Source organism: Siccirubricoccus sp. G192, assembly GCF_019084075.1.
Classification (GTDB): Bacteria; Pseudomonadota; Alphaproteobacteria; order Acetobacterales; family Acetobacteraceae; genus G192.
In genome coordinates, this window is the sequence record NZ_JAHREN010000001.1 from 5,466,258 (window position 1) to 5,479,657 (window position 13,400).

9 protein-coding genes and 5 pseudogenes are annotated in these 13,400 nt (G+C 72.2%); 10 read left to right on the top strand and 4 right to left on the bottom strand.

Annotated features, from left to right (window positions below; all coding sequences use genetic code 11):
• Positions 1-4 precede the first annotated feature (4 nt).
• Genes KSF81_RS26420 through purM form a run of 3 tightly spaced genes read right to left on the bottom strand, consistent with a single transcriptional unit; the run spans position 5 to position 1,931 of the window.
• Positions 5-163 carry a hypothetical protein gene (locus KSF81_RS26420; RefSeq protein WP_217381490.1) on the bottom strand — a complete coding sequence of 53 codons (159 nt, stop codon included), beginning with the start codon at positions 161-163 and terminating at the stop codon, positions 5-7.
• A 10-nt stretch (positions 164-173) separates the two neighbouring features.
• The gene (gene purN / locus KSF81_RS26425; RefSeq protein WP_217381491.1) at positions 174-827 is read right to left on the bottom strand and encodes a phosphoribosylglycinamide formyltransferase; all 654 of its coding nucleotides are present in this window, start codon (positions 825-827) and stop codon (positions 174-176) included.
• Positions 828-887: 60 nt separating this feature from the next.
• On the bottom strand, positions 888-1,931 hold the full coding sequence (gene purM / locus KSF81_RS26430) for a phosphoribosylformylglycinamidine cyclo-ligase (RefSeq protein ID WP_375293360.1): 1,044 nt from the start codon (positions 1,929-1,931) through the stop codon (positions 888-890).
• A 199-nt stretch (positions 1,932-2,130) separates the two neighbouring features.
• Here purM and KSF81_RS26435 point away from each other — a divergent pair, with 199 nt between their 5' ends.
• The 8 genes and pseudogenes from KSF81_RS26435 (at position 2,131) to KSF81_RS26460 (ending at position 9,224) form a co-directional block, all read left to right on the top strand.
• Complete coding sequence (locus tag KSF81_RS26435; RefSeq protein ID WP_217381492.1) at positions 2,131-2,682, top strand: hypothetical protein; 552 nt, start codon at positions 2,131-2,133, stop codon at positions 2,680-2,682.
• A complete protein-coding gene (locus tag KSF81_RS30650) occupies positions 2,675-2,905 on the top strand; it encodes a hypothetical protein (protein ID WP_254453765.1) in 231 nt (76 codons plus the stop codon). The genes KSF81_RS26435 and KSF81_RS30650 overlap by 8 nt, the downstream gene beginning before the upstream one ends.
• 41 nt (positions 2,906-2,946) lie before the next feature.
• Complete coding sequence (locus KSF81_RS30655; RefSeq protein ID WP_309139429.1) at positions 2,947-3,492, top strand: CDP-alcohol phosphatidyltransferase family protein; 546 nt, start codon at positions 2,947-2,949, stop codon at positions 3,490-3,492.
• A 16-nt stretch (positions 3,493-3,508) separates the two neighbouring features.
• Positions 3,509-3,934 (top strand): annotated as a pseudogene (locus KSF81_RS30660) (AI-2E family transporter); the annotation flags it as partial.
• Positions 3,935-4,103: 169 nt separating this feature from the next.
• Positions 4,104-4,688 (top strand): AI-2E family transporter, encoded by a 585-nt coding sequence (locus KSF81_RS30665; RefSeq protein WP_309139756.1) that lies wholly within the window; start codon positions 4,104-4,106, stop codon positions 4,686-4,688.
• The gene (locus tag KSF81_RS26450; RefSeq protein ID WP_217381494.1) at positions 4,685-5,467 is read left to right on the top strand and encodes a chromosomal replication initiator DnaA; all 783 of its coding nucleotides are present in this window, start codon (positions 4,685-4,687) and stop codon (positions 5,465-5,467) included. The genes KSF81_RS30665 and KSF81_RS26450 overlap by 4 nt, the downstream gene beginning before the upstream one ends.
• Positions 5,409-7,681 (top strand): annotated as a pseudogene (locus KSF81_RS26455) (RNA degradosome polyphosphate kinase). The gene KSF81_RS26450 and the pseudogene KSF81_RS26455 overlap by 59 nt, the downstream one beginning before the upstream one ends.
• A 5-nt stretch (positions 7,682-7,686) precedes the next feature.
• Positions 7,687-9,224 (top strand): annotated as a pseudogene (locus tag KSF81_RS26460) (Ppx/GppA family phosphatase).
• 215 nt (positions 9,225-9,439) lie between these two features.
• Here KSF81_RS26460 and rnd read toward each other — a convergent pair.
• Positions 9,440-10,585 (bottom strand): annotated as a pseudogene (gene rnd, locus KSF81_RS26465) (ribonuclease D).
• 185 nt (positions 10,586-10,770) lie between these two features.
• Between rnd and aspS the strand changes: the two are divergent.
• Positions 10,771-12,582: pseudogene (gene aspS, locus KSF81_RS26470) on the top strand (aspartate--tRNA ligase).
• A 231-nt stretch (positions 12,583-12,813) separates the two neighbouring features.
• A complete protein-coding gene (locus KSF81_RS26475; RefSeq protein WP_217381495.1) occupies positions 12,814-13,197 on the top strand; it encodes a cell envelope integrity EipB family protein in 384 nt (127 codons plus the stop codon).
• The last annotated feature ends 203 nt before the right edge of the window (positions 13,198-13,400 follow it).

A 13,400-nucleotide genomic window follows, 5' to 3' on the forward strand; every position in this document is an offset into this window, starting at 1 on the left:
CGCGTCAGGCCACGAAGACCAGCAGCGCGATCAGCACCAGCGCCGTCACCAGCAAGGACCAGGTAAGGAACTGGGTGAAACCCTCCCAGCCGCGTTCCCGCTCGGCCAGGATGTCCTTCGTCTCGACGGCGCTGAGTTCGTAAGACTCCTGATGCTCGGCCACGGCCTTTTCCCTATTCTGGTCCCGCCACTCGGGGCGTCGGTGTAAGAAGCGCGAGCGGTCCCGGCAAGGGGTTCAGCAAAGCCGTCCCCGGCGCCACCGCTCCCGCCACCATGGCACGTCCGGCCGCGATCCGCACCCGCCCGGCCGCCAGCCAGGCCAGCGCCGCCGGATAGACCCGGTGTTCCTGCTCCAGCACCCGCGCCGCCAGCGCCGCCGCCGTGTCGCCGGGCAGCACCGGCACCGCGGCCTGGGCCAGGATCGGCCCCTCATCCACCCCGGCGCTGACCAGGTGCACGGTGCAGCCATGCAGCCGCACCCCGGCCGCCAGCGCCCGCTCATGCGTATCAAGGCCAGGGAAGGCCGGCAGCAGGGAGGGATGGATATTCACCAGCCTGCCCTCCCAGGCCGCCACGAAGCCCGGCGTCAGCACCCGCATGAAACCGGCCAGCGCCACCAGTGCCACGTCATGGTGGAGAAGCTCGGCTTGCACCGCCCGCTCGAACCCCTCGCGGTCGCCGCGGAAGGGGCGGCTTTCCACCACTGCCGTCGGCACCCCGGCGGCGGCGGCGAGCGCCAAGCCGCCGGCATCGGCGCGATTGGCCAGCACCAGCGCGATCTCCGCCGGATAGGCGGGATCGGCCGCCGCCGCCAGCAGCGCCGCCATGTTGGAGCCGCGGCCGGAGATCCAGGATGGCGGTGCGGGTCCGGCCTGGCCGCCCGGCAATCACCTGGGCCAGCCCTCGGGCAGATTCTCCACCCGTAGCCCGGCCGGGCCCTGGCCGGCGGCAAGCTCGCCGATGCGGAACACCGTCTCGCCCGCCTGGCGCAACCGGGCCGCGGCATCCTCGGCCGCCGCCGCCGGCACCACCGCCACCATGCCGATGCCGCAATTGAACACCCGCAGCATCTCGTCCGCGGCGATGTTCCCCGCCGCGGCCAGCCAGGCGAAGACCGGCGGCACCGGCCAGGTGGCGGCATCCACCACCGCCTCCAGCCCCGCCGGCAGCACGCGCGGCAGGTTGCCCGGCAGGCCGCCGCCGGTGATATGCGCGGCGGCCTTCAGCAGCCCGGCCTTGTGCAGGGCCAGCAGCGGCTTCACGTAGATCCGGGTCGGCGCCAGCAGCGCCTGGCCGAGCGTCTGGCCCCCCCTTTCGCCCGACGCGAAGGGCGCGGGATCGGCCAGGGACAGTCCGGCCGCCTCCAGCACGCGGCGCACCAGGGAGAAGCCGTTGGAATGCACCCCCGCGCTGGCGAGGCCGAGCAGCACATCCCCCGGCGCGAGGTTGCTGCCCGACAGCAGCCGGTCGCGTTCCGCCGCGCCCACCGCAGATCCGGCGAGGTCGTAATCCTCGGCCGCATACATGCCCGGCATCTCGGCGGTTTCGCCGCCCACCAGGGCGCAGCCGGCCTGGCGGCAACCCTCGGCGATGCCGGAGATCACCGCGCGGGCCTGTTCCAGCCGCAACCGGCCGGTGGCGAAGTAGTCCAGGAAGAACAACGGCTCGGCGCCCTGCACCACCAGGTCGTTCACGCACATGGCGACGAGGTCGATGCCCACCGTGTCGTGCTGCCCGGCATCGATGGCCACCCGCAGCTTGGTGCCGACGCCATCGGTGGAGGAGACCAGCACTGGGTCCTTGAAGCCGGCCGCCTTCAGGTCAAACAGCGCGCCGAAGCCGCCGAGCCCGCCCATGCTGCCGCGGCGGGAGGTGGCGCGGGCCAGCGGCTTGATCGCTTCGACCAGCGCGTCGCCGGCCTCGATATCCACCCCGGCATCACGGTAGGTCAGGCTTCCCGGGGAGGAGGATTCGGGGGGAACTGGTCAGGGCGGCCTCCGATCGGCTACAGGGCAACATATCGTCCGATGATCCTGGCGCCATGAGGCGCGGCGGTCCAGATCGGCCGGCGGAACATCCGGGAGAGACGGAGAGCCGATGCTGGGTTGCAGAACGGGCTCCGGGCCGGCCATGCCGGCCGGCCGCGGCGGAAACAACCACGCGCGCGGCCGCTTCGCAACCGCGGCGCTGCTGCTTGCCGGCCTTCTCGCAGGCCTGCCCGCCTGGCAGCCGGCGGCCGCGCAGGACCTGGCGGCGCCGGAGGCTGCCGCCATGCCGGCGCCCTCCGGCCTGCTCAACCTGACGCAGCGCGGCATCCCGGCCGAGGCCACCGCCGAGAACGGCGTGCTGGCGCGCGACCGGGCGCTGGCCGCCGGCCGCCGCATCGCCTGGGACCGGCTGGTGGCGGAGGCCGGGGCCCCGCCCATCAACCTGTCGGACGGGCAGATCGAGAATCTCGTCTCCTCCATCGTCATCGAGCAGGAGCGCACCTCCCCGACCCGCTATACCGGCCGCATCACGGTGAGATTTCAGCGCCGGCCGGGTGCGCTCGGCACTCGGGTCGCGGGTGCCGGGCCTGGCCGGGACCGCGGCGCCCGGCGAGTCGGCGGTATCGGCGCCGGCGCCATCGAGCCCGGCCTCCAATTGGCTGGAGGTCGTCGCCACCTATCGTTCCATGGGTGAATGGCTGGGATTGCGACGGCGGCTGAGCGGCGCGGGGCCGGTCGCCTCGGTGGAGATCCAGGCACTGGCGGTGGATGCGGCGCGGCTCCGGCTCGGCCTGCGGGCGCCGCCGCCGATCGCGGCCGGGGACCTGGCCGCGCTCGGCATCGCCCTGGTGCCGGCGGCGGGGCCAGGGCCGGGCTTCGGCAGATCCTGGCGGCTGGGCCTTGCCGGAGGCGGCTGAGACGCGCGCGCCCCGAAAGCGGCGGCGAGGCGGCCGGCGCCGTGAGCAATGCGCTCGTGACCCTGCCCAACCTCATCACCCTGGCCCGGCTCTGCGCCGTGCCGGCGGCCATCTGGCTGATCCTGCACCACCGGCTCGACCTGGCCTTCGGCGTCTTCGTCGGCGCCGGACTCTCGGATGCGGTGGATGGCTGGCTAGCGCGGGTGCTGAATGCCCGCTCAGCGCTCGGCGCGCTGCTCGACCCGGTGGCGGACAAGGCGCTGCTGGTCTCGGTCTATGTGGCGCTGGCCGGCATCGGCGTGCTGCCGGACTGGCTGGCAATCCTGGTGGTATTCCGCGACCTGGTGATCGTGGGCGGCGTGCTGCTGCTCTGGGTGCTGGGGCAGCCGCCGGCGATCCGGCCGCTCTGGATCTCCAAGCTCAATACCCTGGTGCAGCTTGCGCTGGCGGCGCTGGCGCTGTTCCTGGCCGGCTTCCGGTTGCAGGCGGATGCGCTGCTGCTGGCCATGATCTGGGCGGTGGCGACCACCACCGCGGCCTCCGGCATCGCCTATGTCGTCTCCACGCTGCGCCGGCCCAGGGCCTGACCGCAACGTGAAGCTGATGCCGCAAGCGCCGCCCCCCGCGCCCGCCGTGACCCGCCCCCTCGCGGGCGAGCCGGCGCCAGCGCCCGGCCGCGGCCGCCCGCTGCCGGTCGGCCCCCGCGTCGCCACCAGGGCGCAGCGGATCGGGCTGGCGGCCGGGGTGGCGCTGGTGCTGCTGTTCAGCCTCTGGCTCTTCTCGGCGATCCTGACGCCCTTCGTCCTGGCCGCCTTCATCGCCTATTTCCTGGACCCGCCGGCCACCCACCTGGCGCGGGTCGGCGTGCCGCGCGGACTTTCGGCGCTGCTGCTGATCCTGGCGCTGGCGGCCGTGGCGCTGCTCTGCCTGCTGCTGCTCTATCCGCTGCTGGTGGCACAGATCACCGTGCTGCTGCAGCGCCTGCCGGGCTACGTGCTCGGCATCGGCCAGGCCGTGCGGGAGGCGCTGGCGGCGCTGGCGGAACGCCTCGGGCCGGATTTCATGGATACCGGGCTGCAGGAACTGGCGGTGGGGCAGGCCGGGTCGGTGATCTCCTTCCTCGGCACCGCGCTGGCGCGGCCTGATCGGTGGCGGCGTCGCGCTGTTCTACGTCTTCACCCTGGTCACGGTCACGCCGGTGGTGGCCTTCTACCTGCTGCGCGACTGGCCGCGCATCCTGATCCGCCTGGATGCCTGGCTGCCGCGCCGCTCCGCCGCCACGCTCCGGCAATTGGCGCGGGACACGGACCGCGTGCTCTCGGCCTGGCTGCGGGGGCAGTTCATCTGCTGCGCGCTGCTCGCGGTGTATTACGCGGCGGCGCTCTCGGCAGTGGGGCTGGAGCTTGGGCTGACCGTCGGGCTGCTGGCGGGCATCCTGTCCTTCATCCCCTATGTCGGCTCGGTCACCGGGATGGTGACCGCCGTGACCCTGGCGCTGGCGCAATTCGGCACCTGGAACGGGGTGCTGCTGGTGCTGGCGGTGTTCCTGCTGGGCCAGGTGGTGGAGGGCTACATCATCTACCCGCGCCTGCTGGGCGACCGGGTGGAGTTGCATGCGGTCTGGGTGATCTTCGCGCTGTTCGCCGGCGGTGTCGCCTTCGGCTTCCTCGGCGTGCTGCTGGCGGTGCCGATGGCGGCGGCGATCGGCGTGGTGGCGCGCTACTGGCTGCGGCGCTACCTGGAAAGCCCGCTCTACCTCGACCCGCCGCGCACCGGGCTATGAGCGCCGCGCAGCCCGGCCAAGCCGCCCGACAACCGGCCCGGCAACTGGCCCTGCCCCTGCCCTTCGCCGCCTCCCACGACCCCGCCGACCTGCTGGAGGACAGATCGAACCAGGCGGCGCTGGCCTGGCTGCGGCGGCCGCAGGACTGGCCCGGCGGCCGCCTCGCCCTGTTCGGCCCGGCCGCCACCGGCAAGACGCATATGCTGCGCGGCCTGGCCGCCGCGCGCGGGTGGCCGGTGCTGGAGGGCCCGCGGCTGCGCGGCCTGGCGGCGCTGCGTGGCATGCCGGAGGTGCCGCCCGGCCCCGGCCTCGCGGTGGACGATGCCGATTGCGCGGCGGAGGAGGAGGCGCTGCTGCACCTGCTGAACCTCTGTGCCGAAGGCGGCCAGGCCGTGCTGCTGGCGGGGCGGGAGGCGCCGGCGCGCTGGCCGGTGGCCTTGCCCGACCTCCGCAGCCGGCTGCGCGCCATGACCGCGGTGGCGGTGCTGCCGCCCTCGGATTCGCTGCTGGCGGCGCTGCTGCAGAAGCATTTCACCGACCGGCAGTTGCGGGTCGATCCCGGGGTGCAGGCCTGGCTGCTGCCGCGCCTGCCGCGCGAGGCCGCGGCGGTGGCCGAGGCGGCCGCCCGGCTCGACCGCGCGGCGCTGGCCACCGGCGGCCGGCTGACCCGCAGCCTGGCCCGCGCCGCCCTGGCCGACCTGCCCGGCTTCGGCGCCACGGATGACGATTCGACGCCCGAGCAAGACGGCGGCTCCACCTCGACCCCGCGGCTGCTGTAGGCTGCCTGCATGTCCCCTCGCCGAAGCGCTGCCACCCGCCCTTCCCGCCATCGCGCCGGATTCCCCGGACCGCTTCATCAACCGGGAGCTGTCCTGGCTGGATTTCAATTCGCGGGTGCTGGAGGAGGCGGCCAATCCGCGGCATCCGCTGCTGGAACGGCTGCGCTTCGTCGCCATCTCCTCCTCGAACCTGGACGAGTTCTATTCGGTGCGGGTCGCCGGGCTGATCGGCCAGGAACGCGCCGGCATCGCCAGCCCCTCGCCGGATGGCCGCACGCCCTCGCAGCAGATGGCCGCCATCCATGAACGGGCGCGGTCCCTGATCGCGGACCAGCACCGGGAATGGCACACGCTGCGCCGCCTGCTGCGCGAGGCCGGCGTCTGCCTCCTGGACGCGGTGGGATTGTCGGAGGCCGACCGGACCTGGCTGCAGGACTGGTTCATGGAGCGGGTCTTCCCGGTGCTGACGCCGCTGGCGGTGGACCCGGCGCATCCCTTCCCCTTCATCGCCAACCTGGCGCTCTGCATGGCGCTGAAGCTGGTGCGGGAGGAGGATGGCGGCACCATGCGGGCGCTGCTGCCGCTGCCGCCGCAGGTGGACCGCTTCATCCGCCTGCCCTCGCCCGCCCCGGGCGGAGCGGCCGGCGCCGACCGCAGCATCCGCTTCGTGCTGCTGGAGGACCTGATCGTCCTCTGCCTCGGCCGCCTCTTTCCAGGCTTCATCCCGGCCGAGCGCGGGTTGTTCCGCCTGATCCGCGACACCGACGTGGGATTCGAGGAGGAGGCGGAGGATCTGGTGCGGTCCTATGAGACCGCGCTGAAGCGCCGCCGCCGCGGCCGCGCCATCCGCCTCTCCGTCACCGCCGACACGCCGGCCGACATGGTGGGCTTCGTCGCCGAGGAACTGGCTGCCGACCGCACCGGCGTCTTCGTGGTGGATGGGCTGCTCGGCCTTTCCGACCTGAAGCAGCTGATCGTGGAGGACCGGCCGGACCTGCTCTTCACGCCCTATACGCCGCGCTTCCCGGAACGCATCCTGGATTATGGCGGGGACTGCTTCGCGGCGATCCGCGCCAAGGACATCGTGGTGCACCACCCCTACAGATCCTTCGATGTGGTGGTGCAGTTCCTGCGCCAGGCGGCGCGCGACCCGAATGTGGTCGCCATCAAGCAGACGCTCTACCGCACCAGCCGCGACAGCCCGATCGCCCGCGCCCTGATCGAGGCGGCCGATTCCGGCAAATCCGTCACCGCCATGGTGGAGCTGAAGGCCCGCTTCGACGAGGAGCGCAACATCGCCCTCTCGCGCGAGCTGGAGGCCGCCGGCGTGCAGGTGGTCTTCGGCTTCGTCGAGCTGAAGACCCACGCCAAGGTCAGCCTGGTGGTGCGGCGCGAGGGCCAGGCGATGCGCAGCTACGCGCATTTCGGCACCGGCAACTACCACCCGATCACCGCGCGCATCTATACCGACCTCAGCTTCTTCACCGCCGATCCCGGCCTGACCCGCGACGCCGCGCGGCTGTTCCAACTACATGACCGGCTATGCCCGGCCGGAGACGATGGAGGCCCTGGCCTTCGCGCCGCTGACCATCCGCCCGGCGCTGCTCGGCCTGATCGAGCAGGAGATCCGCTTCGCGCGGGAAGGCCGTCCGGCCGGCATCTGGCTGAAGATGAACAACCTGGTGGACGAGCAATTGATCGATGCGCTCTACCGCGCCAGCCAGGCCGGGGTGCGCGTGGACTGCGTGGTGCGCGGCATCTGCTGCCTCCGCCCCGGCATGCCTGGCCTGTCCGAGAACATTCGCGTGAAGTCCATTGTCGGGCGCTTCCTGGAACATTCGCGGATCTGCGCCTTCGGCAATGGCCACCGGCTGCCCAGCCGCCGCGCCCGGGTCTTCATTTCCTCGGCGGACTGGATGGCGCGGAACATGGATTGGCGCGTTGAGACCCTGGTGCCGGTGGAGGGATCCCACGGTACATGCGCAGATCCTGGACCAGATCATGGTGGTGAACCTGAAGGACACGGCGCAGTCCTGGGGATTGCAGGCGGATGGCCATTGGCGGCGGCTGCCGGCAGGGCTGCATCCGGTCTCGGCGCATGAGTATTTCATGACCAACCCCTCGCTCTCCGGCCGCGGCAGCGCGCTGAACCCACCGACCCGCACGCCAGCCGTGGGCAGGCGGCCCCGGCAGAACCGGGTGGCGCAGGACTGAACGGCTTGGACACGCCTGCTTCCCTCTGGCCCGGCGCCGCCTGCGGCGGGGTCCGGCCGCCGCGCTGCGGCGTGGTCGATCTCGGCTCAGATTCTGTCCGCCTGGTGGTTTTCGAGGGGCGCGGCCGCAACCCGCAGGCGATCTTCAACGAAAAGGCGGTGCTCGGCCTCGGCCGCGGGGTGCAGGCTTCCGGCCGGCTGAACGAGGAGGCGATCGGCCCGGCGCTCACCGTGCTGGCGCGCTACCATGCCGTGGCCCGCGCCATGCACGCCGAGCCGCTGGAGGTGCTGGCCACCGCGGCGGTGCGCGACGCCGCCAACGGCCCGGGATTCGTGGCCGGGCTGCAGGCGCGGATGCCCGGCGTGCCGATCCGCATCCTGACCGGCGACGAGGAGGCGCGGCTTTCCGCCGACGGCGTGCTGATGGGCATTCCCGGCGCCGATGGCATCCTGGGCGATCTCGGCGGCGGTTCCCTGGAAGTGGTGCGGCTGGAGGCCGGGCGGGCGGTGCGCGCCGCCTCCCTGCCCATCGGTGTCATCCGCCTGGCGGAGCGGGCCGGCAATGACGTCGCCCGCGCCCGCGGCATCGCCGAGCAGGAGCTTGGCCGCCAGCCCTGGCTGGCCGAGGGCGCCGGCCGCGACCTCTATCTGGTGGGCGGCGCCTGGCGGGCGCTGGCGCGGATGCATATCGCCCAGACCGGCTACCCGCTGGCCATCGTCCACCACTACGTGCTGCGGCGGGAGGAGGCGCGGGACCTGGCCGGGGTGGTGATGGCCGCCTCCCGCCGGATGCTGGAGCGGATGCCGGGCGCGCCGCAGAAGCGCCTGGGCGACCTGCCCTTCGCCGCCGTGGTCATGCGCCGCCTGCTGCGCGCCACCGGGGCCGGCCGCGTGGTCTTCTCGGCCAATGGGCTGCGGGAGGGCTGGTATGGCAGGCTGCTGCCGGACCCGGTGCGGCAGGCCGATCCGCTGCTGACGGCAGCGCGGGGATGGCGGTGGAGTGGGGCCGCGACCCCGAGCTGCCGCCGGCGCTGCTGGCCTGGACCGACCCGCTCTTCCCGGAGGAGGGCGCGGCCGACCGCACCCTGCGCGAGGCCGCCTGCTGGATCTCCGACATCGGCAGCCACGACCACCCGGAATACCGGGCGGAGCAGGCTTTCCTCAGGGTGCTCAGGCGGAACGGCATCGGGCTCGACCACCATGGGCGGGCCTTCCTCGCGCTCAGCGCCGCGCTCCGCTACGAGGCCGAGCCGGGTGCCGCCTTCCTGGCGCCGACGCGGGTGCTGCTGGATGCGGCGGCCCTGCGCCAGGCGGAGACGCTGGGGGCGGCGCTGCGGCTCGCCTATACGCTCTGCGGCGGCACCCCAGGATTGCTGGCCGGCACCAGGCTGGCCCGGCATGGCGACAGGCTGGTGCTGCGCCTAGCGGAGGGCACCGGCGTCTTCGCCGGCGAAAGCGTGCTGCGCCGGGTGGAGGCGCTGGCGGCCTCGCTCGGGCTGGAGGCGGTGGTGGAGGTGGCGGACCGGGAGGCGGTTCCGGAATAGAGCGGATCGCGGACGGATGTGAACGTCCGGGAGCGTGAATCTGCTCTGCAAACAAGGAGCTACGGCGGATTCGCGTTCAGGAATGAACGCTAGAGCATGATGCGTTCACCTTCGTTCACGCATCATGCTCCAGGCCTTTGTTTGATCGCGTGATTCACGCTTTTCGCTGCGAGCACCTCAAGCGATCACGCTCTAATCCGCCGTAGCCCGCCGCCCTATTCCGCCCCGATCAGCTTCACCCGCCGGCCATCGACGCCGAGCGCCAGCCGCCCGGCCTTGAGCGCCAGCGCCGACTCGCCGAAGACCTCGCGGCGCCAGCCGCGCAGCGCCGGCAGGTCGGGATGCGCCTCGGTGGCCAAGCGGTCGAGGTCGTCGCTGCTGGCGAGCAGCTTTGGCGCCACTTCATGCTCCTCGCTCTTGGCGGCCAGCAGCACCTTGAGCAGCGCCACCAGGGCCGGCGAGGGCGAGGGGCCGCCGCGGTCGCGGGGCGCCTCGGGCAGGTCCAGATCGGGCAGCGCCTTGGCGGCCTGGATCGCGGCGAGCAGCCCGGCGCCGCTGCGGCCCTTGGCGAAACCCTCCGAGATGCCGCGCGCCCGCGCCAGGTCGGCCGGGGTCTCCGGCCCGGTGGCGGCCACCTCCAGCAGGGTTTCGTCCTTCACCAGGCGCTGGCGGGGGATGTTGATGCGCTGCGCCTCCCGCTCCCGCCAGGCGGCCACGGCGCGCAGCGAGGCCGAGGAAGCGGCGGTTGCCGGTGCGGGCCTTCAGCCTTTCCCAGGCGGTCTCGGGGTCGACGCGGTAGGTGGCGGGCTGGTCGAGCACCGCCATTTCCTGCGCCACCCATTCCATCCGCCCCTCGCGCTCCAGCCGGTTGCGGAGCGCGGTGTAGATCTTCCTGAGATGCGTCACATCCGCCGCCGCATAGGCGATCTGCGAGGGCGAGAGCGGCCGGGCCGCCCAGTCCGAGAAGCGATGCGCCTTGTCGATCTGCGCGCCGGCCAGGGCCCGGCAGAGCTGGTCATAGCTCACCTGGTCGCCGAAGCCGGCCACCATGGCGGCAACCTGGGTATCGAAGAGGGGCGTCGGCACGGCATCAGGTTTCGGCAGGAAGATCTCGATGTCCTGGCGCGCGGCGTGGAAGACCTTCACCACCTTGCGGTCGGCCAGCAGGGGCGCCGAGCGGGGCGAGGTCGAGATCGGGGGCGAGGGCATCCACCACCGCCACCTCCTGCTCGCCACCCGATTGCACCACGCAGAGCTCAGGCCAGTAGGTCCGCTCCCGCATGATTCGGTATCGTACCTGGCGAAGGTCTCATGCCGCAGCCGCTCGCACACAGGGCGGCGAGATCGGCGGTGGTGGTGATGGGGCCGGGGCGGGGTCCGGGGCAGGCAGGCGACGGCTCATGGGCCGCGGTTCACCACATAGACTACGGGAGGCGCGGGGAAAAGCCGGGCCGCGGGGCCGGGGTTGACTCCCGCCGCGGGGCGACCCTCTCTGCGCTGCCATTTCCGGCCGGCACTTCCGGCCGCCATCCAGGTTCCCCGACCAATGCACGCCTATCGCACCCATACCTGCGGCGCGCTCCGCGCCTCCGATGCCGGCTCGACCGTCCGCCTGTCCGGCTGGGTGCACCGCAAGCGCGACCATGGGGGGCTGCTGTTCATCGACCTCCGCGACCATTACGGCCTGACGCAATGCGTGGTGGCGCAGGGCTCCCCGGTCTTCGAGGCGGCCGACCGGCTCCGCCCGGAAAGCATCATCACACGTGACCGGCGAGGTGGTGCGGCGCGAGGGCGCCACCATCAACCCGCGCCTGCCGACCGGCGAGGTCCAGGCTGCGGGTGCGGGAACTGAACGTGCAGTCCGAGGCCGGGGTGCTGCCGATCCAGGTGGCGGGCGAGGCCGGTCCCAGGACCTCAGGCTGCGCTACCGCTTCCTCGACCTCCGGCGGGAGAAGCAGCAACGCAACATCATGCTGCGCGCCGGGGTGATCGCCTCCATCCGGCAGCGGATGATCGAGTGGGGCTTCACCAGATTCCAGACGCCGATCCTGGCGGCGTCGAGCCCAGGGGCGCGCGACTACCTGGTGCCCTCCCGCCTGCATCCCGGCACCTTCTATGCGCTGCCACAGGCACCACTACGCGGCCCGTTCGTGGCCATGGTGGCGGGCGGCCGACCGCTACTTCCAGATCGCCCCCTGGCTTCCGTGACGAGGCGAGCCGCGCCGACCGCTCCCCCCGGCGAGTTCTACCAGCTCGATTTCGAGATGAGCTTCGTGACCCAGGAGGACGTCTTCGCCGCGATCGAGCCGGTGCTGGCCGGCGTCTTCGAGATTCTCCGCGACTATCCAGCACGAAGCGCATAGTGACGCCTGCCCCCTTCCCCCGCATCCCCTTCGACCAGGCGATGCTGGGGGTCGGCTCCGATAAGCCGGACCTGCGCAACCCGCTCCGCATCCGCGACGTGACCGAGCAGTTCCGCGGCGGCGCCTTTGGAGCTTTTCGCCCGCGCCGTCGAGGCGCGTGGTCGCGCCATCCCGGCGCCGGGCGCCGGCGGGGGAGCAGCTTCTTCGACAAGCTCAATGAATGGACGCGGAGAGCGGCGCCAGCGACCTCGGCTACATCACCTTCGAGGCCGGCGAGGCCCGCGGCCATCGCCCGCAGCCTGGAGCGAGAGGCGCGCCTGCGCGATCGCGACGCCTGCAGCCTGAGGACGGGACGCCGTGTTCTTCGCCGCCTACCGACGAGGCAGAGGCGGCGGCGAAATTCGCCGGCCAGGTGCGCAGCCGGCTCGGCCAGGAGCTCGGCCTGATCGGGGGAGACGCCTTCCGCTTCTGCTGGGTCACCGATTTTACGATGTACGAGCGCAACGAGGAAACCGGCCAGATCGATTTCAGCCACAACCCCTTCAGCATGCCCCAGGGCGAGCTGAAAGCGCTGAACAACATGGACCCGTTGCAGATCAAGGCCTTCCAGTACGACATCGTCTGCAACGGCATCGAGCTCTCCTCCGGCGCCATCCGCAACCACCGGCCGGACATCATGATCCGCGCCTTCGAGATCGCCGGCTATTCGGCCGGGAAGTGGTGGAGAAGCAGCACCGGCGGCATGCTGAACGCCTTGCGCTACGGCGCGCCGCCGCATGGCGGCTCTGCCCCCACGGCATCGACCACGCTTCGTGGGGCTGCTGGCCGATGAGCCGAATATCCGCGAGGTGATCCTCTTCCCGATGAAGTAACAGGCCGAGGATCTGATGATGGGCGCCCCTTATTTGGTGGAGCCGGCGCGGCTCCGCGAGCTGCATATTCGCCTGGACCTGCCGCCGCCAAGGGTGCTGGCCGGCGGCAGGGCGACACCCTAAGTGGGGCGCTTGCTCCTGAAGGAGGCCCCGATCCCTAAGCCGCCACCTCTTCGCCGCCCTGCTCGGCACCGCCTCCCTGCCCGCCGGCATCGCTATCCGCCCTGGCCCCGGCCCAGGCGAAGGCGGCGGAACCAGGGGCGGAGGCCATGGCCGCGCATCGCGCCGCCTATCACCTGACCCTCGACCGGGTGCGGGACAATTCCGACATGCCCGGGCCGAGGGTGAGCCTCTATGAAGATGGTGGATGCCTGCGACGCCTGGGCCACCGAGCAGCGCTTCACCCTGATTCACCGGCACGACGAGACAGGTGGAGACCGCCTCCGACTACTCGACCTGGAGACGAAGGACGGGCGCAGCATCCCGCTTCTCGCGAGCGCAAAGCTCGCAGGCGCGTCTCCCAGCGTGACGGGCGAGGCGGAGGTGACGCCGGAGGGCGGCCGCGTCCGCTATACCGACCCGGCCGCGAAGGAGGGAGGCACTGCCGCCCGGCACCCCCCTGCCGTGCTGCCCGCCATCCGCACCCTGGCCACCGCGCGGGCGGGTTCGCTTGCATGCTGGTGGCGCCGCTTTTCGACGGCACCAGCCCGGACGGGGCGCAGGACACCACCACGGTGATCTCCGGCTGGCAGGCGGCGCAGCCGGGTGAGCGCTTCCCCGTGCCAGCATCGCCGCTCGGCAGCGCCCGGATGCCGGATCGCCTTCTTCGACCGCAAGGACACCAGCGGCGGCGGCGCCAGCGCGCCGGATCGGGGGGTGAGGCTGCTTCACTTCGAGAGCCGGCGTGGCGGATGGCCTGAACATGGATTTCGGCGAGTTCA

Coding starts and splice junctions, on each gene's coding strand:
- KSF81_RS26475 (WP_217381495.1), top strand. CDS start 12,814: ATGAAGATGGTGGATGCCTGCGACGCCTGGGCCACCGAGCAGCGCTTC.
- KSF81_RS26435 (WP_217381492.1), top strand. CDS start 2,131: ATGCCGGCCGGCCGCGGCGGAAACAACCACGCGCGCGGCCGCTTCGCA.
- KSF81_RS30650 (WP_254453765.1), top strand. CDS start 2,675: ATGGGTGAATGGCTGGGATTGCGACGGCGGCTGAGCGGCGCGGGGCCG.
- KSF81_RS26450 (WP_217381494.1), top strand. CDS start 4,685: ATGAGCGCCGCGCAGCCCGGCCAAGCCGCCCGACAACCGGCCCGGCAA.
- purN (WP_217381491.1), bottom strand. CDS start 827: ATGGCGGCGCTGCTGGCGGCGGCGGCCGATCCCGCCTATCCGGCGGAG.